A 23,425-nucleotide genomic window follows, 5' to 3' on the forward strand; every position below is an offset into this window, starting at 1 on the left:
TAGCAAACAGCGCGGAACCTTGGCCATTTAATAACGTGCCTTGGATATGGCCTAAATAGAATCAAGCATCGCCAAGGGGTTCCCCTGCGACGTGCCGCGACTTGTTCGCGGCATCCAGACGAGCCTTTTCAGTAACTCATTCCTTCATCGAGCACCTGACTGGATTGCGCGCACAAGGCGCGCAACGTCGGGTTATTCTAAATTTAGCGAACAACGCGGAACGCAGGTATTTTGATTAACACAGTGCATTTAACTGCGTTAACGATCAGGCCAGAGAGAACGGATCTTCAAAAATAATCGTAGAATCACGTTCAGGCCCGGTGGACAGCATGGCAATGGGAATGCCGAGTAATGATTCAATACGTTTCATGTAGGCAATGGCATTAGCCGGTAATTGCTCAATGGATGTAGCGTCCGCAGTCGATTCCTGCCAGCCTGGAAATTCCTCATAGACAGGCTCCAGCCCAACAAAATCATCCGCCGATTGCGGAGGCCGGGTCAATAGCTTTCCTTCCCGATCACGATAAGCCACCGCAATCTTCAAGACGTCAAGGCCATCCAGCACATCCAGTTTGGTTAAGCATAAACCGGTGATGCTGTTTAATTCGATGGAACGGCGAAGCAACACAGCATCAAACCAGCCACAACGGCGAGGACGGCCAGTGACCGCACCAAACTCATTGCCACGCGAAGCCAAGTGCTTACCCACGTCATCATGCAGTTCGGTCGGGAAAGGACCGCCGCCGACACGGGTAGTATAGGCTTTGGTGATACCGAGCACATAATCCAGGTAGCGCGGACCAAAACCGGCGCCATTGATCACACTACCCACACAGGTATTGGACGACGTCACAAAGGGATAAGTGCCGTGATCAATATCCAGATAAACCCCTTGCGCCCCTTCAAACAAAATGGAATCGCCCTGTTCCCGATGCTCGTGCAGGCAGGTGGTTACATCACACACCATGCCTTTTAATTCGCTGGCCCAATGGGCTGCTTCGTCTAACAACGGCTGAAGCGCCACTTCCGGTTGGTTATAATAATGTTTTAAAACAAAGTTATGGTATTGCAGCAATTCCTTCAATTTGGCTTCAAAGCGTTGCGGATGGAACAAATCACTGACTTTGATGGCACGGCGGGCTATCTTGTCTTCGTAAGCAGGGCCAATACCGCGGCCGGTTGTGCCAATGGCGGTGCTTCCCTTGTGCGTTTCACGCGCTTTATCGAGAGCAATATGGCATGGCAAAATCAAAGGGCAGGCCTGGCTGATGTGCAAGCGGGATCGGACGTCGATGCCCTTGCCTTCCAATTCCCTGATTTCAGTCAGCAATGCGTCAGGTGACAACACCACACCGTTAGCAATATAACATTGCACATGCGGGCGCAGCATACCTGAGGGGATTAGACGCAAAACCGTTTTTTCACCGTTAATTTTTAGTGTATGACCCGCATTGTGGCCGCCCTGGTAGCGGACGACAACATTCACATCATGAGTCAACAGGTCAACGATCTTCCCTTTTCCTTCATCACCCCATTGCGTTCCTACGACTACAACATTCTTACCCATAATAGACTCTTACTCTGCAAATTGATGAACAACAGTGAGAAGCGTGACTCCCACCAACATGCTGATAAACCCGGCAATACGCAACACGACATGATCTTTCTCGACAATTTTGCATATAAACCGTTTCCACCGCTCAGGCGAGCTAAATGGCATGATACCTTCCAGTACAAACATCAAGGCTAATGCGGAGAGAAAACTGACGATCACAACCACCGACTCCAATAAAAAAGGGTTAAGCATGCTTAACCCGATTTCAGCAAAATTTAACATTATAATCAGTTTTTCTTAATTTCTCCATTACCTTTTGACATGGGATGCTTAAAGTAAGTGAAAAAGGCACTGCTTTGATCGAGAACCAGCAGATCGCGCCGGTTGTTAAAACTGCTTTCATAGGCTTTTAAACTGCGGTAGAAAGCAAAAAAGTCACTGTTTTGCTGGAAGGCTTTGGCATAAATAGCCGAAGCCTGTGCCTGACCGCGGGCTCTGATTTCCTGGCCTTCGCTTTGGGCCTTGGCCAGCAATACCGTCACCTGGGCGTCAGCCGCTGCTTTAATGGCTTCCGCTGCCGCATTACCATCCGCACGATGACGATTGGCAATTTTCTGCATGTCAGCGCGCATGGATTGGTACACCGAATTGCTGGTAGTAGGCGGCAATTCAATGCCCTTAATGCGTACGTCAACCACCGTGACGCCTAACTGGGACGCCTGCTGCTGGGCTTTGGAGCGTAACACGTCCATGACATCATCCCGGCTGCCTGAGACGACATCAGCAATGAAACGCTTGCCGAATTCGGCGCGGATAAAGGTATTGAGCTGTTGCTCAAGCAAGGTCTCCGCCTTGAATTCATTGCCGCCCGTGGATTTGTAATAGCGCGCCAGATTATCAATACGCCATTTGACGAAGTAATCAACAATCACGTCTTTCTTTTCTTTCGTTACGATCCGGGACGATTTGATGTCGAGCGTCTGCAACCGCGTATCAAAAATTCGCACACTTTCAATAAAGGGGGTTTTCACATGCAGGCCGGGTCCCAATACTTTAACCTGACCTGTCTTGCCCTCTTCAACCAGGCGCCCCAGGCGCAGAAGCAGGCCGTTTTCACCCTGGGTAATGGTAAATACACTGGCTAAAAAGACAATCAGAATAAAAAAGCCTAGAATCCCCAATGTCGTTTTCATTGCATTCATTATTCTTTTCTCCCCTGGCGATAAAGCTGGCGTTTGGTTTGACGGCCGGCAACCAGGCTGTCTTCTTCATTATCACCTGTCTGGTTGGTCATGGACTTGCCTTTCACCGGAATGGGCTGCGGAGTCACACCAGAAGCCAGTTTATCCAAAGGCAAATACAGCAGATTGCCTGCTTTGCTATCCACAATGACTTTGGTGCTTCGGCTCAAAACGCGCTGCATGGTTTCAAGGTACATGCGTTCTGACGTGACGATGGGCGACTGGGTATATTGCGGCAACAGGGCTAAAAATTCAGCAACCTCCCCTTTAGCCCGCAACACAGCCTGCTCGGCATCCGCCTTCGCTTCCGCCAGGATGCGTTTGGCATTCCCTTCTGCGATAGGGACGACGCGCGCCTGGTAGGCCAGGGCTTGTCCCTGGAAGCGTTTCTCATCTTCCCGGGCTTTAATGGCATCATCAAACGCATCTTGCACGCTTTCCGGCGCACGGGCAGGCTGAGGCGACACATTCACAATCACAATGCCCGTGTTGTATTTTTTCAGGGTTTTAACCAGAACATCCTGAACATCAGTACCCCAGGCTTCACGCCCTTCTGTAATAATCTGATTCAGGGTGGTCTTGCCGACGACCTGACGCAAGGCACTTGAGGTGGTTTGTTGCAGGCTTTCCTGGGGATCGGCCACATTAAACAGATAATCCTCAAGATCGCCAATGCGATATTGCACCACCAGGGAAACAGAGACTAAGTTTTCATCTTTAGTCAGCATCTGGGCGGAATAGGAATAATGAGAAATCCGTTCCACGTTCTGAACAATTTTTGTGGAAATAATGCGGGGTATCCAATGCGGTCCCGGCCCAACTGTCTCAACGTATTTGCCGAAGCGAAGGATGACGGCCTGCTCTGCGGGATCAACAATAAAAATACCTGACAAAGCCCAGAGAATAAACAGAATAAGCACGACCATACCGGCCAGAAGGCCGCCATTGCCCTGCTTGGGCGCAGCACCACCATCCTGCCCGGAGCCGCCAAACAATGCCTTTTTAAGGCGTTCCTGAAAACGCTTCAATGCTTCATCCAGGTCAGGGGGCTGGTCTTTTCCACCCCATGGATCCTTGCCTTTTTCCGGCTCATTCCACCCCATTGGTTACTCTCCGCCTTGTATAAAAATAGAATTTTAGGGTTTATAGACTATGAAGGCAAGCAATGAAATGGGAATGGACGATTAAGTTCGATGAACCCGGTGACCATCGCTGCTTTTCAAAGAAAAATCAAATTTGGATTACAAAGAATATGCCCCAGTCCAAACGTCAACAGGATCTGGGGCACAGCCGCTTTAACTCACCAACTCAAGATTCACATGAACACTATGGCTTGTGTTTTCCATCTGTTTAATCACCAGGGCGGTCCGGCTGTTGGGATTGGCATAAGCATAATCATGCAACTGCTGCCAGCACGTCACTTCCCCCTCAGAAATTTTAGTCAGCATGCCGCTCCAGCGATTAAAGAACCTGGCGTCTTTAATGTTCTTCAGGTAGAGTTTGACGAATTCAGCAAATTTTTTCTCGTCTTCTTTCAACTGAACCGGTGCGTCAGCAGGAATATTCTCAGCCAGGCTTTCAATCTGCCCTGCCAATTCATCATAGCCGCCAGCCAAGTTTTTAAATGAGCGCGACAGAGAATGCGTATCATAAATCACGCGATGCAGGGCATGATTTTTATTATGAATGGTTCGCAAAATAGCGGGCTTTAACTCGGGATTTTTTCCAGCATAACTTAAGATTTCATTCAACAATTCCTGACGATGAGTCTGCAACAGTTGGCAATCCTTTTCCTTTCGCGGCATGTCTGCCCCTCGGCATAATAACATGGCAATGCCGCGAATCGCTTCATGCGTTTTTGTATTTTTCGCCAGGGAATCGCATAATAAATCGATAGGCCGGGAACCCAAGGTATCGTTATAATTCAATTGCTCGGGTTTGTGGGCAAACTCAAGAAGCGCTTCCAACGCACTCACATGGATTTCGCGGGCGGCAATGGAGAGTGCCGGTCTTTTGCGACTGCCAAAGGGGTTATCCACGTTTGCGCCCGCCTGAAGCAAGGCTTTGACGCCTTCGCCAAAATCCCGAAAAGCGGCCAGATGCAGCGGCTGCATCTGGCGGTCTATTTTTTCCTCAAGCCGAATATTATCGGCCTGGTCTATCAGGGGCCTGTATCGCAGAATACGTTGCAGGCACTCGATATTGCCGGTTTCAACCGCCCTTGACAGAATGGTCCGCCCGTCACAGTCTCTGCCATTGATAAAATGAGAATGGGTCTGCACATCCGCGTTGTCGTCAACTATCAGCTCGACTTCTTTTTCTTTCTGCGCTTGCTTGGGTTTATTTTGCAGTTTGTCTTGTGCTTCAAGCAGGCATGGCAGCAAATCCAGTTTTTTATCTTTGAGAACCAGATGGACCGGTTGATTTAGGGTCGTATTCGCCCCTTTTTCCAGGAGGTATTGCACGTGACCGGTTAAGTTGTTGGTGTCGGGATCATGCTTCTCAATGACATAGGTCAGGAAATCAACCATTTTCCCCTGATTCCAGAATGTCTTCCTTAAAAGCGCTTCATCGTCCTGCAGCTGCTTTTCGATGTATTGAGTGAACGCTTCAAAACCCTGCAAAAGCGCATGGTCTAAATCTTTAAAATCCATACTACATCCTTATAAAAGCCTAAAGGAATCGTACCGTCCACTTGGGAAAGATTAAATCCCTTTAGAATTTTCTGATAATTTGCTGTGACTTCACCTTGATACGCCAAAGCAACTCCGCGGGCAGAAAGTATAACTTCCTGCCATAGTGTTAACCATTTTTAATTTGTTTGGCAATATCCTGATTGAAATTTTCAACCAGCAAGGTTAAAAGGCGCACAGCCTGATTGTAATCGCGTTTATCAAAAACGCCGGCATGCTGGTGAGCATAACGGACCGGGATGCCAATATTGATAGCCGGCACCCCTTTTCCAGACATCTGTAGTTTTGAACCGTCCTCACCGTAACCCATCTCCACTTCCAATTGCACCGGAATATGGTTTTTCGCGGCAATATCCCGAACCCAGTTGACCAGCGCCTGATTGGGAATCATCGAACGGTCATAGACAAATATGGAAGGCCCTTTACCGAGGAAAATGGTGTTTTTTCTCTCGGCGATTAAGGAGGGATAATCATCAGCTATACCGACCTCCACATTAATCACCACATCCGGTTTTGTCGCCTGATAAACTGTGGAAGCCCCCCGCATACCCACCTCTTCCTGAACAGTCGCAGCGGCAAACAATTGATAGGCCGGCTTGTTATTTTTAACGCTTTGAAGCACTTCACTGATGGCCGCAAGCCCGATGCGGTCATCCAAAGCCTTGGCCAGGAAGCGGGTATCGCTCAACGCGGTAAATTCACTGACGGGCGTGACCGACAAACCGGGACGGATACCAAAGCGTTTGACGGCATCGTCCTTATTTTCAGCTCCGACGTCCAGGAACAGGAAAGAGATATCGGGGGAACCCAGCATTTTTTTATCACCCAAAAGATGCGGGGAATCCATACCGGAATACCCGGTAATGGGGTGCTTGTCGCCTGCAATATGCCATCGCTGCGCATAAATGACAGCGGTCGCAATACCACCTACCGGCACGACTTTAACAAAACCATCGTCGGTAATGGATTCCACCATGAATCCGGTTTCGTCCATGTGCGCCATTAATAAAAGCCTGGGTGTGGATGGACTGGCTGTATGGCCGATAAGATTGCCCATGCCATCGACCTCAAGCTGGGGCAAGGCCGCGCTCCATTGGGCCTTAATCAGTTCCCGGATTGGCTTTTCATAACCCGATACCGCGGGGGTGTTGGTTAATTTTGCCAGCAAAGGCAACGGGGTTACGGCATGAAGACTATGCAGATTTAAAACCAGCAACACGCCAAAAAGCCTGGATTTTAACAGTCCCTTGTTCATCATTACTCTCCTTATTTTTTTGTATAAATCAAGTCCCACACGCCATGGCCAAGGCGCTGCCCTCGCTGCTCAAATTTGGTCAAAGGGCGCGTCTCGGGCCGCGGCGAAAAGCCTCCGCCTGCCTGCTGATTAATCAGTGCCGGCTCCTTATCAAGCACGGCCAGCATGTGGTCAGCATAATCCTGCCAGTCGGTGGCGCAATGCAAAAAACCGCCTTTTTGCAGCTTGGCGGCTAAGAGGCTTACGAAATCCGGCTGAATCAGGCGACGCTTGTGATGCCTTTTCTTAGGCCATGGATCCGGAAAAAAAACCTGAATGCCCGCTAAGGAAGCATCGGCAATCCGGGTTTTAATGACTTCGACCGCGTCCATTGCCACCAGGCGGACGTTGGTCAGCCCCTGCTCATGCAAGTCAGCCGCAAGACTGCCAAGGCCCGCCCGATGCACTTCAATCCCGACAAAATTAATGTCAGGATGGCGAAGCGCCATGGCCAGCAGAGAGGCCCCCATGCCAAAGCCGATTTCAACCACCGTATCCGCCTCGCGGTTAAAGAGGGTCCGCCAATCCCACAGGCTGCCATCAAGGGGTAACTCATAGGCGGGCAGCCACTGGTCCAGCCCCTGTTGCTGACGATTACTGGTGCGTCCTGCACGAAGTACAAAACTTTTGATGGTTCGTTTCATTTAAATAGCCGCATCAATCACAATGCCGGCGATTATACCCATAACTTGCCAATTTGCGATCCATGATTAAAATGTCTGCTTAATTTTGACTGAAATTAATAGAAATCTTGCAAGAAGCTTCATTTTTTGGTATAAAACCGCTCTTGTATTTCGCACCCGGTAATTTTAAATGAATGCCAGGAATTAATGGCTTACCCTGTTAATTCTACTGCACCGAAATTTTTGGAGTAACAACATGTCTAGAGTATGTCAGGTCACTGGCAAGCGACCGACCACGGGCAACAATGTGTCGCATGCTAACAACAAAACCAAAAGACGCTTTTTGCCCAACATCCAAGCGCACCGCTTCTGGGTTGAAGGTGAAAACCGCTTCGTCACCTTAAAGGTAAGCACCAAGGGTATCCGTATTATTGATAAACTGGGTATTCGTGCCGTTCTGGACAAATTACGCGCTCAAGGCGAAAAAGTGTAAGAGGATTAAATCATGGCCGCTGTGACCATTAAAATTAAATTAAAATCGACTGAAAGCAGTCATTACTACACTACAACCAAGAATCCTCGTAACCATCCCGAGAAATTGGAATTAAGAAAATACGATCCCGTATTGCGTAAATACGTCCTCTATAAAGAAACCAAAGTTAAATAATGGATTAGGCCTCTGCGAGGCCTTTTTTTTTGCCGCTGTTAAATCCATGGAAAAGGAACAGGAGATAGCAATGGAGGCATACCTTCACAGTGCACAGGCTTTAAAATCCACCCTTGAGTCAGAATATAATCAATTATTGGCCAGTAATCATGTGTTAATCGACAATGACCGCATGAGAAGACTGCGTGCTATTCAAGCTGGCTGGATTTTTCTGGCCGCAGTAGACGAATTGCATCATGTTTATGAAGGCAGCGATGCACGGATTCATCTGACAGACATTCTGGCAACTGCCAAAACGGCGTTGCTGAACCCTTGTGAAAAGACCATTTCTGAGTTATCCAGGCAGATGGAGAAATTGAAACAGTGCATGGACGGATCAAAAAAGACCTACACTTTTTTTGCTAAAATCGACATGGCAGCCGATGCAGTCTCAGCTGCCTTTTCGTTTATCGGGGTAGGCTATGGTATTGCCATCCTGCTGGGATTTGCGGGGTTGGCCTTAGGGCCCTTTGGCGCCTTGGCTCTGGGCGTGGCTGTCTTTTTTGTCAGCACACTTTTGGCTTCCTGCGCGTTGGAAGACATGGCGGTGAAGAGTCGGTTTTGCAGTGGTTCCCAATTACAGGAAATGAACGCCTTTATTGATACTCTTCAAACCGAATTTACGCCGTCCCTGCAACAGTCAACTGCAGAAAGGATGGAATTTATTGATTATGCCATGCCACTTCCGCTTGTTAACTGAAACACAGCCCTTGCGCACCTCCAATGATTACCCTCATGCTTGACGACGTGCTGTGCCCGAAAGCACGTCACATCCTCAAAAGCACTTTTTAATACATAAATTTGAATCACGGCTGTCCGCGTTATTGCGACTTGCCCCTTAAATCAATGTCCCACACGTCAACAACACGGCCATTATCAACAACGTAAAATTGATCAAACAAGTTAATGGTCGGGTCGCAATGCGGCACTACCAGTTCCAGTACTTCGCCATTCCCGGGTAATGGCGTATTGCCAAGCGCGGTCACTTTTCCCTGCTCATCGCCAAACCCTCCCCAATCGTATTGCAATCCTTCATGGCTTATTATTTTAGGCTTGTTGCGGGCATCGACATAGATGGCTTTGGTGCCTGCATCCACGGTCACATGCTCCATGCGATTGGAACTGATGACGGTCGTCAGCAGGGTCATTGCCGGCTTAAAAACGGAGAATGGCGCATGACCCTTTGATTCTATCAGGCTGTATTCAACATCCATAACCGCGTAAGAACCCGGTTGAATTTCGGTCACCTCGGTGGCTTCCACATCGATATCGTAGGTTCCCGTGCCTGAGCCTGTCAAAATACGGCAAGGTAAATCATGGCTCTTGAAGGCTTTCAGGATATCACTGGCTTTCTGCATGACCTGCAAGGATTTGGTTTTGCGTTCGTCATAGGACGAAATATGCTGCAAATGACCCGCGTAACATTGAATACCCAACAGATCGAGCCAGGGGAATTTACTGATTTTCAACGCGAAATTAAGCGCATAATCAGGCCTCACACCTGTTCTGCCAAGGCCGCCGTCGATATCCACCAGCACGTTGATTCTGGTGTTAATCTTCTCGCCTGCCGCATTTAAATCATTCAGATTCTGCTCATTATCAACCACCACCAGAATATCTGGTGTCTTCTTAAGGCAAGCCACAAGACGCTCTATTTTACCCGCTGTAACCACAGGTGAGGTAATGAGAATATTCGTCAAACCCTGGTTGACGAGCACCTCCGCTTCTGAAACCTTTGCCGCACTAAGGCCAATAGCGCCATACTCAACCTGCAATTTGGCTAATTGGCTGCATTTATGCGTTTTAACATGGGGACGCACATTAACGTTGTAGGATAATGCATGGTGCTGCATTTCTTTAAGGTTATGAAGCAGCGTGCTTTTTTCAATAACCAGACAAGGGGTTTCCAAGGCCTGTTTTAACATGAATGCTTATCCTGCTGACAAATGAAAAAAGGATAACAAGAATGCAGGCGGGATGCATGCTCCTTTTGGTAAAATAATTATAATCCGGGTATTGTATACAATGCCTCGACGGCTCTGTTTCAGGAAAATGCTCAGGATTCCTGCCCAAACCAGACTCAGCCCTTTTAAAAAAGCAGCATTAATCAAGCCATTGCGCCGAAGCATACGCAATTTACCCTGCCCCCCTACTGGATAATCCTTCTGAATCAGTTAAACTTATACTAAAAGCGATGTTACAAAGAGGATTTGCATGAAACCATCGTTGCAGCTCAGTATTTCGCAACAATTAACCCTTACGCCTCAGCTTCAACAGGCAATCCGTTTGCTTCAATTGTCTACGGTTGACTTGCAACAGGAAATCCAGCAAATCGTAGAATCCAACCCCATGCTTGAAGCAACCCCGCATGAAGAAAAAGAGGAACCGAGTCCTGAAAACAGCAAACCCCAGGATGAATTTGCTGATTTCCAATGGTCACAGCTTTATTCAAACACCAATAAGCGGGCCAGCTTCGACGAACCTGATTTTAATTACGACAATTTATATTGCACCACGACTAACCTGCAGGATCACTTGCGCTGGCAGCTTGATTTAACACCCATGAGCGATGTGGATCGGGTGATTGCGACAGCAATTATTGATGCCATGGACGATGATGGCTTTCTGACCGTGCCGGTTGAGGAGCTTCATGCCACGCTCCACAGTGACCATTGCCCGATTGAGATTGAGGAAGTCATTGCTGTCAAACACCGTATTCAACACTTCGATCCCGTTGGTTGCGCAGCCAATACTCTGGCTGAAACCCTTCTGGTTCAGTTGCAGCAACTGGAAGAAGATGATGAGGTGGCCTTAGCCAAGCGCATCATACGTCATGACATTGAATTATTGGGTCAGCATAATTATCGGCAACTGATGAAGAATTATCAGGTTAACGAATTCGTGCTGGATAAAGTCTTGCAGATTATTCAACGCCTGAATCCAAAACCTGGCAGCCTCATCAACCAGGCCACAACCGAGTACATTATTCCGGATATTACTGTTAAGAAAATAGACGGCGTGTGGCAAGCCTTTTTAAATAACAACACGCTTCCCCGCCTAAGCATCAATAACCATTATGCGGCACTAATCCAGCGTGCGGACAACAGCGCTGATAATCAATTCTTGAAAAACAACCTCCAGGAAGCCCGCTGGTTTCTAAAAAGCGTTCAAAGCCGACAGGAAACCCTGTTGAAAGTAGCCAGTTGCATCGTCAAATACCAACAGGATTTTTTTGAACTTGGCGATGAAGCCATGAAACCTCTGATTTTAAATGATGTGGCTCAGGCTTTGGATATGCATGAATCAACGATTTCAAGGGTCACCACCCAAAAATTCATGCACACACCCCGCGGGGTTTTTGAATTAAAATATTTCTTTTCAAGCCATGTGGCTACGGCCAATGGCGGGGAATGCTCATCCACCGCCATTCGGGCGGTCATTAAAAAACTGATTGCCGCAGAAAATCGTAAAAAGCCGCTGAGCGACAGTAAAATTGCCCAATTAATTGGTGAACAAGGCATTCACGTGGCACGCCGTACTGTGGCAAAATACCGGGAGGCTATGGGTATTGCTCCCTCAAACGAGCGCAAAACCATCCGTAGTTAGTGTTAATAAAATTGAAGGAGAGTGTTATGCAAATCAACTTCACAGGCCACCATGTTGAAGTGACGCCTGCCTTGAGGGCTTTTACACAGGATAAATTTGATAAACTGGAGCGTCATTTCGATAAAATCACCGCCATTAATGTGATTTTTGATGTCGAAAAGCTCCGTCAAATTGCAGAGGCTTCTGTTCTCATTGCCAAGGGCAAGCTGCATGCCCGTGCCGAATCCGAAGACATGTATGCCGCCATTGATGAACTGGTCGATAAACTCGACAGGCAATTGATTGATCACAAAGAACGAATTCGCGATCACCGCGAGTAATCCTGCAACAAGCCATGCATTCGCATGGCTTGTTTCCAACCTTATCGCTTCTTGACGTCCAAGCCTCCAATGGAGTTAATTCAAACAGTGCATTGTCAACCATGATCTAAAAGGGGTAAAATAGTGCAACTTTTACTCACAATTCTGGTTTATGCAGCTTTTTCAATTGCTTAATGAACACCGTGTTCTTATCGATACCTATTCGCACAGTAAAACAGCGGTTCTGGCTAAAATAAGCCAATTATTCAGCGAAGATTATCCTCAATTGAACGCCAATGATTTATTTGAAGCTTACTGGCATCGGGAAAGTCTTGGCAGTACCACGCTCGGCCATGGCCTGTTAATTCCTCATATCCGATCCGCTCATATCGATGCCCCTGCCGCCTGTTTTATCAGGCTCCAACGACCCGTGGATTTTGGTGCCGAAGATAAACAACCAGTCGATCTGGTCATCGGTTTACTCGGGCCTGACGATCATCCCGAGAAGCATTTAAATGTTCTTTCAACCCTGGTCAAGCAGGTCAGTTCAGCCACCTTTCGTGACCAATGCCGCAGCGCCTCCTCGGCAATCGAACTTTATCAGGTGCTGCAACAAGGACTCCCTGGGCGTTAATTTAAAGATAAATGCAGAGGAACGTTGAGACAAACCCGCGTGCATGTTACATTGATGGCGCTATGATTAAAACAACCGTAACTATTATCAATAAGTTGGGCCTTCACGCCAGGGCCTCTGCAAAATTCGTATCCACTGCATCGAAATTTCAGAGTTATATTGACCTGACCAAAGGCTCACAAACCGTCAATGGCAAGAGCATTATGGGCGTCATGATGCTTGCCGCCAGCAAGGGCACGGAGTTAACGCTTCAAATTGAAGGTCCTGATGAAGAGCAAATGGAGCAGGCTCTGCTGGCGCTCATTAATAACCGCTTTGGCGAGCCTGAATAATCCTAGTCGCCGCGCTGGCGAATACGGTACAGAGTGAGTACGGTCTTCAGCGGTCCCGACAAGGCATACAGAACAAAACCTGTGAATAATACCACGGACGGGTTCGCGGCAATTGCGACAAATAGAATGATCATTAATAAAAGATAGAGAAACGGGACCTTGCCCTTAAAATCCACCTCTTTAAAGCTGTAATAACGAATATTGCTAACCATTAGCACGGCGGTGGACACTGCAATCAGCGCAGTGATAATGGCAATGAACAAGTTGTGTAACTGATTCTGATAGCAAAACCAGGTCAACGACGACACAATGGCGGCAGCCGGGGGACAGGCTAACCCCTGAAAATAACGTTTATCAGCAATACCAACCTGCGTATTAAAGCGGGCCAGGCGCAGGGCCACAGCGGCCGTATAAAGAAAAGCCACCAACCAGCCTATTTTTCCCAGGGCATGCAGACTGAAGCTATAAAGCAGCAGCGATGGCGCTACGCCAAACGTGACCATGTCCGACAAACTGTCGTATTGCGCGCCAAATTCACTTTGCGTGTTGGTCAGGCGGGCAATGCGCCCATCCAGACCATCAGCGAGCATACCGATAAATATAGCAATGACAGCCGGTTCATAATGAGCCTTCAAGGAAGCCACGATGGAATAAAAAGCGGCAAACAAACTTGCGGTAGTAAACAAATTGGGCAATAAATAAATGCCAGAATGACTTTCTTTCTGCTTCACAACGCGGACTCTCACCAAATAAAAACTTTACCATGCTAGCACAACACAAGGCCAGAGAGCTATGGCTTCGTTGTTTGTTATTGATGATGCTATACTAGGCATACTGTTCTTTAATTGCCTGAGACATGACTGACAAACCCACCGATAAAAAGATCGTTATCGAAGGAATAACTTCCCAGGGAAAGCCCTTTAGACCCAGCGACTGGGCCGAACGCATGAGCGGTGCAATGGCCAGCTTTAAAAACAGCCGCATCCAGTACTCTCCCTTGCTGCAACCCAGTGTCAATACGGAAGGCTATAAATGCGTCCTTCTCGATCCCAAACTCAAAGAGACGAGTCCCCAGATTTATCATGCCATTTTAGAATTTGCCCGGGAAAACAATCTTAACATTTGTAATGAAGAAGAAACCGATCGCTAATAGCCCTGCGACGCTTTAAAACTCAAGGTAATATTAATCATTTTTTCAAGCAGTGTGTTGGCGGTTGCCAGCGTCATCTGGAAATTCATCGCCAGAATACCTGCACACAGGAAAGCCAAACCCTTCGGTCCATGTTGAACACCGGGTTCGCTGGCACTGACTAACAGGGTACAACCGCGAACAAACCAGATAAGTCCTGCCGTCTGAATAACCACCGTCATGGAACTGGTGATATCATAAGGGTTGTATTTAGCATAACTGAAGCTGCCGCCCATGCCAAAGGTGGTATTGGATAAGGTCTGTACCGCTGACGGCAAAAAAAGCAAGGCGGCGCCGCCTAAAAAATAAGCCAGCGGAATGAACATTTTTTCATGACTGCCGCCACTGGCGCGCGCGTCACCGATGCGGCGAAGTTTAGCTATAGCCACCATAAAAAAACTGATGCCGACAAGATACGCCAACCCGGATATTAAATGCTGGACTGGAAAAAGTGACCGGCTGACATTGCCGATCATGACAATTAAATCATTCTGATCCATAGGTTAATTATATACCTAAATAATTAGGGGACACTTGCAATGCGTAATTTTTCCCCTATATTAGTGTCTTTCTTATCGAACTGTTGAACATCATGCAAGTTAATACCTTTCCGGTTACATTGGAAGAAGCCTTTATGATTTCTCCCAATGTAAAGCATTTTATTTTCCGCGCCAATCTATCTCCTGCATTTGATTACCTGGCTGGACAATTTATCACCATCCATTTTGAGCATGAAGGCAAAATGCTGAAGCGAAGCTACAGTATCGCCAATGTTCCTACGCAAAACAACCGCATTGAATTTGCCGCAGGCTATGTCGAGGGTGGCCCGGGTACGCAGCTTCTTTTTAATTTAGCGCCGGGTGATACAATTCACATCAACGGCCCCTTTGGCCGTCTTATCCTTAAAGAAGATATGCCCAAGCGGCTGATTTTGGCAGCCACGAGTACTGGTGTTACCCCTTATCGAGCGATGATTAATGAACTGAAAACCCGTCTGCGTCAACAGCCTGAATTAAAGGTTGTTATTCTCCAGGGTGTCCAGCGGCGTGAAGATTTATTATATACCGATGAATTTCTGATGCTGGCGCAGGAGTTCCCGCAAGTGACGTTCAGGGCACATTTAAGTCGGGAAAACCAGGAAAATCTCCTGCCTCATGAACATAAAGGCTATGTGCAGCTTGCTTTCCCGGAGTTAAATCTCAACCCGCAGGAAGACCTGATTTATCTGTGCGGAAATCCCGGTATGATCGACGACGCCTTCAATGATCTCAGAGAAAGAGGGTTTGCTATGCAACAAATTATTCGTGAGAAATACATTTCCCGTTAAAATTGCCACGAAACAATCCATGCGCTGCTCGCATAAAAGCAGCAATGACAATAAAATAAAACCGTTTTAATGACGAGGAGAGAGGCTACAATGTTTTACGATGAATTATCCGCCATCATGGACCATCTTCTTCAGGATGGGAAAGGTATTTTAGCGGCTGATGAAAGCAATGGCACCATCGGCAAGCGCTTTGAAAGCATTGGTGTTGAAAACACCGAAGACAATCGTCGTGATTATCGCTTGTTGCTGGCCAATACGGCAGGCCTTGAGCAATACATCAATGGTGTTATCCTGTTTGAAGAAACCTTCCAGCATAAAGACCAGCATGGCACACCAATTGCTCAATTATTTGCCAACAAGGGGATTATACCCGGCATTAAAGTGGATAAAGGCCTGGTTGATTTAGCCAATACGGACAATGAAAAGATTACCCAGGGCCTAGACGGCTTGAAAGACCGGTTGGTGTACTACAAAGAGTTAGGCGCAAAATTTGCCAAATGGCGCAATGTTTACTCCATCAGCGAATACACACCGAGTTTAACTGCCATTAAAGCCGGCGCTGAAGTATTAGCCCGTTATGCTGCCGTTTGCCAGTCTGTCGGCATTGTGCCGATTGTTGAACCGGAATTATTAATGGATGGCAACCACGACATTGACCACTGCGCTGAGGCGTATGAAATGGTACTGCACGAATTGTTCCATTCCCTGTTCGTGCATCAGGTGGATTTGGAACAAATCGTATTGAAACCCAGTATGGTCACCTCCGGGAAAGAAGCCGTTCCCTTCAGCTCGCCGGAAGAAGTGGCGGATTACACTATTAACGTGTTCCGCAGCAATGTTCCCGCGGCGGTCCCCACCATTAATTTCCTTTCTGGCGGCCAAACGCCCCAACAAGCCACGGTTAATCTGAATGCCATTAACAGCACGGGTTACCAGCCCTGGACGCTGAGTTTCTCTTACGGCCGAGCCCTGCAGGAAGATTGCCTTAAAATCTGGGGCGGCAAAGCCCACAATGTCGAAGCCGCGCAGGAAGCCCTGCTGAAGCGTGCCCGATTAAACAGCGCCGCCTGTTTCGGTGAATACCGTCCCGATATGGAATAATCAAAGGGGTCGGGCCTTTTGGCCCGACCTTTACCTTGGTGTTTAACGAATCTCAAATCGGGCAAACAAGGGCACATGATCCGATAGCATACGCCAGGGCTTACCCTGCAAACACTGTACTTCCAAAACATCCATGCCGCGAAAATAAATTCTGTCGATACACAAAGCCGGCTTGATGGCCGGAAATGAGCGGGCATGCTTCCCCTCCGTACGGTAAAAGGCTTCATGGATACCCAGTTCATCAGCCAACGGTTTGGATAGATGCCGGCGCCAGTCATTAAAATCACCCGCCATCAGCAAGGGTTCGTTTTCAGGAATGACATCGGCAATGCGCTGCATCAAGGCGTCACATTGCGATGCCCGCTCCGCTTTAAACAAGCCAAGGTGCACACACAGCAAATGCACGGTCTTTTGCGATTCGCCATCAAGCTGGATTTGCCCGTGCAGGATGCTGCGCGAAGCACGGTTCATGCTGGAAAGATTGATGTTTTCAAAGGCAGTAAAGGGGTATTTGCTGATGATGGCGTTGCCATGATGGCCTGCTTGATAAACTGCATTTTTGGCATAAAGGTAATGCGGCCATATTTTTTCGGCCATGTATTCAAACTGTGGCGCCTCTGGCCACTCATTGATGCGTTTTTCGCGACGCAAATGCAAACCCTGCACTTCCTGAAGAAAGACAAAATCCGGATTAAGCTCAGCTAAAGCGTCCCGCATTTCAGGCAACAAAAAACGCAGGCGTCCCACACCAAATCCTTTATGGATGTTGTAGGTTATAATGGACAGAGTCGCTTTTTTGTCCTGCATCAAAATACACCTCCAGAGAGCGCCTACCTAGAGCATATCACCAAAAAAAAGCCTTGTATGCCCAAATAACACTCACTCTTTATAGGTTGCCTTAACCGGTTGTCTGTTTAATTTTAATATAAATCTTGCGGTTACACGAATAACCGTGATGAACTAGAGTTTATTTCATGCGACCTTGACCTGATATGAAAGCAACTCATGGTAAAATCAAGATTCCAGGCTTCACCATTGCCTATAAACAGTGGGGAAATCCGGACAATCCAGCCATTCTTGCATTGCATGGCTGGTTGGATAATGCCGGCAGTTTTAATTTGTTGGCGCCCTTCCTTGCTCGCGACTTTCATTTGATTGCGGTTGATTTACCCGGCCATGGCTTATCGTCCCATTTACCCCCCGGATGTCATTATCATTTTTCTGATGGTATTTTTACCCTGGTCAATTTGATTAATGCTTTTCATCTCGACACCATTCATTTACTTGGGCACTCGATGGGCGCTTGCCTTGCCAGTCTGATGGCGGGCGTGGTACCTGAACGGATCCGTTCGATGGCCTTAATTGAAGCCATTGGACCTTTTTCCAGCCCCGAGGCGCGTTGTTGCGAGCAATTAGCTCATTATGCCCGCCATTTAAACGACAACAGCAAAGCCGAGCGACCTTATCCCTCTTTGGAGGCTGCCGCTCACGCACGGGCAAAACGCGGTTACCTGTCGTTTGAACACGCGGCCATTCTCTGTGAACGCGGCGTACGCAAACACGAAGGTTCTTATTACTGGCGCCATGATCGACGCTTGATTGCTCCGACTCCCCTGCGCCTGACCGAGGGGCAGATCCTCTCCTGTCTGAAAAAAATAGCCGCTAAAAGCTGCCTTATTCTGGCTGAGCAGGGATTTAATTTTGACGAAAATGACATCGAGGGACGCGTTAAGGCAGTGAATAACCTGGAAGTCACCCGTTTGGGTGGGGGGCATCATTTACACATGGAAAAACCAGATACTGTCGGGCAGTATCTGGTTGATTTCTTCAAAACAGCTTAATCTTTGGGATGGGTATTCAACAGGCAGGCATCCGTGTGAATAGCGACATCTGACAGGGATTTCCTGACATCATCCACTGAATAACCCAGATCGATGGTTGCATTCAGAACACCGCAACCGCCTTCCTCAAAGTTAACATAGGGCGTCCAGTAATCCATGTTGGCTTTGACCATGACGTCAAAGGCTTTACGTGCATCCCAGCCCGGCATGTTCGCCAGCAAGTAATACAAGTGATTGTACACACCGCTGGAGTAATGCACATCCAGTCCGCTGCGGTATTCATCCGCTGTGTCAATGGACATGCCGTCACGGCTTGGCTTATCCATGTAACGTAAGGCATCCCAACCGCTGTCTTCTTTCATGATTTCAGGACCAATCTGCCAGCTGTTATGGCCCGTGGAATAGTATTCCGCAGCCTGAGCCGCCATATCAGAGAAGGCTTCGTTCATACCACCGGATTGACCATAGTATTCCAGGTCGGAATGCTGCTCGGTAAAACCATGGCTGATTTCATGACCGCCAACGCCTAAGGAGACCAAAGGATACATCATGGACTCACCGTCACCGAAGGTCATTTGCTTACCATCCCAGTAGGCATTCTCATAGCCGCTGCCGTAGTGGACGCGCATCACCAACTGCATGGGTGTGCCGTCTTTTTTCACCAGGGCTTCAACACCATACCAGTCATGGTACATGTGCTTGATGACATAACCGGCATACAACGCATCGTTAGTGGGCGAGTAAGCCCCGTTATCGCGATCGTAGCCATCCGCCTTGTAACCCGTCCAGAACGTATCCTGGTCGCCTGTGCAGGTGAAGCGCATGGGTTTGTTATTGGAGTAATACTGGTGTTCCATGTCGACCACTTTGACATCGGTGTTTTCCATGTAGCACATCCCAACATCCGTATCACGGGTTACCTCCAGGTAAGGATAGCTGCCAGCGCCGAATTCGTATTCACCGATTTTATGATTACCGCCGAAGCCTCGTCCCTTGGCTGCCGTGCGGATCGTTTTGACATCGTTCCACTCGACAAAGGGTTTGAAGGTTTTCGCATCCACAATCGCGGTAGGACGCGCGGGGATTTTATCGTCGTAACGGACAAATACGCTGACTTTGTAGGCCCAATGCGCGTTGTGTTGTTCATCGATAAAGACCATGGGGGTGACTTGTTGTTCGCTGACATCTTTGCCCTGATACGCTTCAGCAAAATGGTTCAGAGCCATCTGGCCGCCATTGGCGAAATCAGCCGCTGGTTGACCCAACTCGCTTTGCAGGTTGGTATAAACCACGCCATTCATGTTGACATCAGCCTGGCTGGCCAACAAGCCTTTGGCCGCTTTGCTGCTATGCAGGATGGCATAACCGCCATGCACCACGAACCCGGCATAATGCTGTTGCATTCTGATATGAGAAACATGGTTTCTATCGGTATGTTCTTTTAAAAACTGTAGCGAATCCCTGGAAACCGCTGAAGCTTGTTTTGCGCCAGGCAGAGCCAGGTGAAATTGTTGTTGCAAGCTTTTCAGTGAGGTTTGATTAAGATTGACAGCCTGAGAAGCCTGGACTGAGCCACTCATAATGAGCGCAGCCGCAAGCGGTGTTAAGTATAATTTATGCATTAATCATAACTCCTTTAAGATTAATAAATATGAGGCAATCCTGTTGCAGCATGCGCCCATCTCGATCATCCCGCCAAACAACACACATCCCCTGTTGTCCAGCATGGTCCTTTTAAAATTTAATATTCGATTTTTGAGCAGCCTGTTTCTTTGAATCCGACTATTACTAAAAACTCGACATTAAATCCCAATTGGTATCGGTCAAGCTACCATAATTTTTTTATTTTTAAAATCTTCATTTTTTGATCAGGTAATTCTTACTTACCCGGCCTTGTCCGCCTGCTCAGGCCACAAAACGCCAATTTTTTATACTAATGGTAAGAATGTTTTTCATTATTTTTTGGAGTCCATGCCTCGATTGTGCTACTATGCGGCTACCAGAGAGGAAACTGGGCATACGCCAATTGAACATGAGATTATGAGCACGATTACTCGCGATATTGAATTAGCTGTTACACGCCTTCGCCAGGGAGAGCTTGTTGCTGTTCCAACTGAAACCGTCTACGGGCTGGCCGCAAGTGCGGAGAATGAACAGGCTATACGCCGGATATTTAGTTTGAAAAATCGTCCGCTCAATCATCCGCTCATCATGCACGTGGCCGAGCACTGGGATTTGTCGACCTGGACATCCCGTCTCCCGAATTATGCCAAAATTCTGATTGACCATTTCTGGCCAGGCCCCTTGACGCTGGTTTTACCCAGCCATCCGCACAACGTTCATCCACTGGTTAATGGCGGCCAAACCACGATCGCCATCCGTTGCCCCAGGCATCCGGTTATCCAGCAAGTATTAACAGCCTTGGGCGAGCCCCTGGTCGCGCCTTCAGCCAATCCATTCGGCAAGATTAGCCCGACGACGGCTGAGCACGTGCAGCAAAGTTTTCCCGATGCTTCGTTACTCATTCTCGATGGCGGCCGCTGCACGGTGGGCATTGAATCCACCATTGTTGCGGCAACTCACCCTCAGGGTTACCAGATTTTACGCCACGGCATGGTCGATGAAGCCATGCTGGCTGCCCTGCTGCCCGGAAAAGAATTGAAAGAGGACAGCACGCTGCGCGCCCCGGGACGGCTGGCGCATCATTATCAACCGCAAAAGCCGCTGTATTGTTTTGACGATTTATCGATCATGACCAGATTTTTAAACGAACACAGGGATGAGGTGTATGTCCTTTCGTTTCATAAGGATACCCTGTTCTCGGAGCAAACCGGCTATCAATTGCCTGCCGACCCGCATGTGCTGGCTTATGAGCTTTATTTTCAGCTTCGGCAAGCCGATGAAGCCCATGAACCCATTCTTGTCATGGAACTTCCACCGGACACCCCTGTCTGGCAAGGGGTGCGCGAACGAGCCCTTAAAGCCGGGACGAAGCAGACCGGTTAAGCCTGTTGATGAAGCTCCATTAACGTATCTGCCGGGGTCACCTTGTCGCCTTTGGCGCACCACACCGCCGCCACTGTGCCGGCAAACGGCGCCTGAATTTCGGTTTCCATTTTCATCGCTTCCAATACAAACAGGGCCTGGCCGGCTTTCACTTTATCGCCGACTGCCACCTGAATACTGACAATTGTACCCGGCATCGCCACTTTGATGTCGCCTGGAGCGGCTGCTCTTTTAATAGCGGCCGGCTCTTTTTCTTCCCTGTCGTCGTGTTGAATAATCACCTCTTCAGGGACACCATCCACCCAGAGAAAACAGGATTGCTGACCACGCGCCGGTGTGCCGTAACCCGCTACTTTGACATGGTAATTTTCGCCATGGAGAATAATATCGAATTCGGACAATTCATTGTTTTGGGATGCATCCGAACCAAGCAAACGTTCAGGCGTCAGGGCGTTGTCTTGCCTTTCTTTAAGAAATTGGCGGCCAATTTCAGGGAACATGGCAAAGGATAAAACATCTTCCTCAGTCAGGGCCAAATCGCCGATTTCACGGCGAAGTCTTGCCAATTCATTGGGAATTAAATCCGCCGGGCGCACATCGATTACCTCCGTCTGGCCGATGGCCTTTTTACGTAACTTGGCGTTGATTTTGCCGGGAGGTGCACCGTATTTGCCCTGACAGTATAATTTTACTTCGTTGGTGATGGTTTTATAGCGTTCCCCAGTCAACACATTCAGGACAGCCTGGGTACCGACAATCTGGGACGTTGGCGTCACCAGCGGCGGGTAACCCAAATCTTTTCTTACCCGTGGAATTTCCTGGTGAACGTCGGCCATTCTGTCTAAGGCCTGTTGCTCCTTAAGTTGGCTGTAAAGATTGGAAATCATCCCGCCAGGGACCTGATACAGCTGAACACGGGGGTCTATATCCCGCGCCTCGCTTTCAAATTGCTGGTATTTTTTGCGAACGTCGTGGAAATAATCTCCAATCTCCAATAGTAAATTTAAATCCAGACCTGTATCAAATGCCGTTCCCGCCAATGCCGCCACCAGGGGTTCAGCCGCCGGATGGGAAGCGCCCCCGGAAAATGAAGAAATCGCCGTGTCAATGTGCTCACAGCCAGCCAAAACGGCTTGATAATGGCAAATGGCGGCTAATCCGGACGTAGCATGAGTATGCAAATGGACCGGCAGATCGGTGGCTTTACGAAGTGCCGTGAACAATTCAACGGTCGCCTGAGGCGTCAACAAACCGGCCATGTCCTTAATGGCCAGACTATCACAACCTAAATCGGCTAAGGCCTTGCCCATATCCACAAAACTGGTCAGCGTATGCACCGGACTGGTTGTATAACAAATCGCACCCTGGGCATGTTTTTTATGCATTTTCACGCAGGCTATCGGCACGCGAAGATTACGAACGTCGTTTAAGGCATCGAAAACGCGGAAAACATCGATGCCGTTATTAGCCGCAAGACCAATGAACGCGCTCACCACGTCATCGGCATAATGGCGATAGCCTAATAAATTCTGGCCGCGCAACAACATGGACAAGGGGGTATTGGGTAAGGCTTTGCGCAACAGGCGCAGGCGCTGCCAGGGATCTTCCTTTAAAAAACGCAGACAGGCATCAAAAGTCGCGCCGCCCCAGACTTCCATGGCCCAAAAACCGACCTCATCCATTTTTTTACAAACAGGCAGCATGTCTTCGGTGCGCAGGCGCGTAGCAATTAAACACTGATGGGCGTCACGCAGCGTCACATCGGTAATATGGGTGGTGGCCATACAACATTCCCTCGTTTATAACATCGCTTTATCAACCATAGCATAGAGAAAACCCCGACAGAAGTTTGGCCTGGAAATTCCCCGGGTTCTTTCTTCATCGACTAAAAAACTGGAGGAGAACTTGCCGACATCATGCCGATATCATCTTAAATATAGACATTATTGCAAAGATCAGGCAGAATCCCTGATCTTTT

At 48.2% G+C, this 23,425-nt stretch carries 25 protein-coding genes; 12 read left to right on the forward strand and 13 right to left on the reverse strand.

The genetic code is table 11. The annotated features are described in order from the left end of the window. Positions 1-265 precede the first annotated feature (265 nt). The 7 genes from Lery_RS06560 to trmB form a co-directional block, all read right to left on the reverse strand. Positions 266-1,567 (reverse strand): adenylosuccinate synthase, encoded by a 1,302-nt coding sequence (locus Lery_RS06560; protein WP_058526449.1) that lies wholly within the window; start codon positions 1,565-1,567, stop codon positions 266-268. 9 nt (positions 1,568-1,576) lie between these two features. Continuing rightward, positions 1,577-1,837, reverse strand: coding sequence for a DUF2065 domain-containing protein (locus Lery_RS06565; protein WP_065230257.1), 261 nt, complete (start codon positions 1,835-1,837; stop codon positions 1,577-1,579). Between the two features lie 5 nt (positions 1,838-1,842). Continuing rightward, positions 1,843-2,757: a protease modulator HflC gene (hflC, locus tag Lery_RS06570; RefSeq protein WP_131751110.1), complete on the reverse strand. Its 915-nt coding sequence runs from the start codon at positions 2,755-2,757 to the stop codon at positions 1,843-1,845. Further along, positions 2,757-3,899: an FtsH protease activity modulator HflK gene (gene hflK, locus Lery_RS06575; RefSeq protein WP_058526450.1), complete on the reverse strand. Its 1,143-nt coding sequence runs from the start codon at positions 3,897-3,899 to the stop codon at positions 2,757-2,759. The genes hflC and hflK overlap by 1 nt, the downstream gene beginning before the upstream one ends. 192 nt (positions 3,900-4,091) lie before the next feature. Beyond that, a complete protein-coding gene (locus Lery_RS06580; protein ID WP_058526451.1) occupies positions 4,092-5,450 on the reverse strand; it encodes an ankyrin repeat domain-containing protein in 1,359 nt (452 codons plus the stop codon). A gap of 148 nt (positions 5,451-5,598) precedes the next feature. Further along, positions 5,599-6,747, reverse strand: a complete 1,149-nt coding sequence (locus Lery_RS06585) for a M42 family metallopeptidase (RefSeq protein ID WP_237759164.1) — start codon at positions 6,745-6,747, stop codon at positions 5,599-5,601. Positions 6,748-6,755: 8 nt separating this feature from the next. Then, complete coding sequence (gene trmB / locus Lery_RS06590; RefSeq protein ID WP_058526453.1) at positions 6,756-7,427, reverse strand: tRNA (guanosine(46)-N7)-methyltransferase TrmB; 672 nt, start codon at positions 7,425-7,427, stop codon at positions 6,756-6,758. 235 nt (positions 7,428-7,662) lie between these two features. Here trmB and rpmB point away from each other — a divergent pair, with 235 nt between their 5' ends. From rpmB to Lery_RS06605, 3 genes are all read left to right on the forward strand, one after another. After that, complete coding sequence (gene rpmB, locus Lery_RS06595) at positions 7,663-7,899, forward strand: 50S ribosomal protein L28 (protein ID WP_058526454.1); 237 nt, start codon at positions 7,663-7,665, stop codon at positions 7,897-7,899. A gap of 12 nt (positions 7,900-7,911) precedes the next feature. After that, complete coding sequence (gene rpmG, locus Lery_RS06600; protein WP_058526455.1) at positions 7,912-8,073, forward strand: 50S ribosomal protein L33; 162 nt, start codon at positions 7,912-7,914, stop codon at positions 8,071-8,073. A 70-nt stretch (positions 8,074-8,143) separates the two neighbouring features. Then, on the forward strand, positions 8,144-8,812 hold the full coding sequence (locus tag Lery_RS06605; protein WP_058526456.1) for a hypothetical protein: 669 nt from the start codon (positions 8,144-8,146) through the stop codon (positions 8,810-8,812). A 121-nt stretch (positions 8,813-8,933) separates the two neighbouring features. Here Lery_RS06605 and Lery_RS06610 read toward each other — a convergent pair whose 3' ends face one another. Beyond that, positions 8,934-10,037 carry a DSD1 family PLP-dependent enzyme gene (locus Lery_RS06610; protein ID WP_058526457.1) on the reverse strand — a complete coding sequence of 368 codons (1,104 nt, stop codon included), beginning with the start codon at positions 10,035-10,037 and terminating at the stop codon, positions 8,934-8,936. Positions 10,038-10,326: 289 nt separating this feature from the next. On the opposite strand from Lery_RS06610, the gene Lery_RS06620 reads away from it, so the two are divergent. The 4 genes from Lery_RS06620 to Lery_RS06635 all read left to right on the forward strand — a co-directional run bounded on the left by Lery_RS06620 (position 10,327) and on the right by Lery_RS06635 (position 12,983). After that, on the forward strand, positions 10,327-11,718 hold the full coding sequence (locus Lery_RS06620; protein WP_058526459.1) for an RNA polymerase factor sigma-54: 1,392 nt from the start codon (positions 10,327-10,329) through the stop codon (positions 11,716-11,718). A gap of 26 nt (positions 11,719-11,744) precedes the next feature. Next, positions 11,745-12,038, forward strand: coding sequence for a ribosome hibernation-promoting factor, HPF/YfiA family (gene hpf / locus Lery_RS06625; RefSeq protein ID WP_058526460.1), 294 nt, complete (start codon positions 11,745-11,747; stop codon positions 12,036-12,038). A gap of 151 nt (positions 12,039-12,189) precedes the next feature. Then, a complete protein-coding gene (locus Lery_RS06630; RefSeq protein WP_058526461.1) occupies positions 12,190-12,651 on the forward strand; it encodes a PTS sugar transporter subunit IIA in 462 nt (153 codons plus the stop codon). Positions 12,652-12,713: 62 nt separating this feature from the next. Beyond that, entirely contained in the window at positions 12,714-12,983 is a 270-nt protein-coding gene (locus Lery_RS06635; RefSeq protein WP_058526462.1) for an HPr family phosphocarrier protein, read from the forward strand. Between the two features lie 2 nt (positions 12,984-12,985). Here the strand turns inward: Lery_RS06635 and pssA are convergent, their stop codons facing one another. Then, positions 12,986-13,714: a CDP-diacylglycerol--serine O-phosphatidyltransferase gene (gene pssA / locus Lery_RS06640; RefSeq protein WP_058526463.1), complete on the reverse strand. Its 729-nt coding sequence runs from the start codon at positions 13,712-13,714 to the stop codon at positions 12,986-12,988. Positions 13,715-13,839: 125 nt separating this feature from the next. Here pssA and Lery_RS06645 point away from each other — a divergent pair, with 125 nt between their 5' ends. Next, positions 13,840-14,133 carry a DUF3579 domain-containing protein gene (locus tag Lery_RS06645; protein WP_058526464.1) on the forward strand — a complete coding sequence of 98 codons (294 nt, stop codon included), beginning with the start codon at positions 13,840-13,842 and terminating at the stop codon, positions 14,131-14,133. Here Lery_RS06645 and Lery_RS06650 read toward each other — a convergent pair. Then, positions 14,130-14,672: a hypothetical protein gene (locus tag Lery_RS06650; RefSeq protein WP_058526465.1), complete on the reverse strand. Its 543-nt coding sequence runs from the start codon at positions 14,670-14,672 to the stop codon at positions 14,130-14,132. The genes Lery_RS06645 and Lery_RS06650 overlap by 4 nt on opposite strands. Before the next feature lie 92 nt (positions 14,673-14,764). Between Lery_RS06650 and Lery_RS06655 the strand changes: the two genes are divergently transcribed. Both Lery_RS06655 and Lery_RS06660 read left to right on the forward strand, forming a co-directional pair. Beyond that, a complete protein-coding gene (locus Lery_RS06655; RefSeq protein WP_058526466.1) occupies positions 14,765-15,499 on the forward strand; it encodes a ferredoxin--NADP reductase in 735 nt (244 codons plus the stop codon). 90 nt (positions 15,500-15,589) lie between these two features. Next, the gene (locus Lery_RS06660; RefSeq protein WP_058526467.1) at positions 15,590-16,600 is read left to right on the forward strand and encodes a class I fructose-bisphosphate aldolase; all 1,011 of its coding nucleotides are present in this window, start codon (positions 15,590-15,592) and stop codon (positions 16,598-16,600) included. Between the two features lie 42 nt (positions 16,601-16,642). Here the strand turns inward: Lery_RS06660 and Lery_RS06665 are convergent, their stop codons facing one another. After that, positions 16,643-17,407 (reverse strand): endonuclease/exonuclease/phosphatase family protein, encoded by a 765-nt coding sequence (locus tag Lery_RS06665; protein ID WP_058526468.1) that lies wholly within the window; start codon positions 17,405-17,407, stop codon positions 16,643-16,645. A 185-nt stretch (positions 17,408-17,592) separates the two neighbouring features. Between Lery_RS06665 and Lery_RS06670 the strand changes: the two genes are divergently transcribed. Continuing rightward, on the forward strand, positions 17,593-18,441 hold the full coding sequence (locus Lery_RS06670) for an alpha/beta fold hydrolase (protein WP_058526469.1): 849 nt from the start codon (positions 17,593-17,595) through the stop codon (positions 18,439-18,441). Here Lery_RS06670 and proA read toward each other — a convergent pair. Next, a complete protein-coding gene (proA, locus tag Lery_RS06675) occupies positions 18,438-20,063 on the reverse strand; it encodes a zinc metalloprotease ProA (protein ID WP_058526470.1) in 1,626 nt (541 codons plus the stop codon). The genes Lery_RS06670 and proA overlap by 4 nt on opposite strands. A gap of 418 nt (positions 20,064-20,481) precedes the next feature. Here proA and Lery_RS06685 point away from each other — a divergent pair, with 418 nt between their 5' ends. Next, positions 20,482-21,447, forward strand: a complete 966-nt coding sequence (locus Lery_RS06685) for an L-threonylcarbamoyladenylate synthase (RefSeq protein ID WP_058526472.1) — start codon at positions 20,482-20,484, stop codon at positions 21,445-21,447. Here Lery_RS06685 and oadA read toward each other — a convergent pair. Continuing rightward, positions 21,444-23,231 carry a sodium-extruding oxaloacetate decarboxylase subunit alpha gene (gene oadA / locus Lery_RS06690; RefSeq protein WP_058526473.1) on the reverse strand — a complete coding sequence of 596 codons (1,788 nt, stop codon included), beginning with the start codon at positions 23,229-23,231 and terminating at the stop codon, positions 21,444-21,446. The two genes, Lery_RS06685 and oadA, sit on opposite strands and share 4 nt — an antisense overlap. Between the last annotated feature and the right edge of the window lie 194 nt (positions 23,232-23,425).

The sequence above is a fragment of the Legionella erythra genome (assembly GCF_001467615.1).
Lineage (GTDB): Bacteria > Pseudomonadota > Gammaproteobacteria > Legionellales > Legionellaceae > Legionella_C > Legionella_C erythra.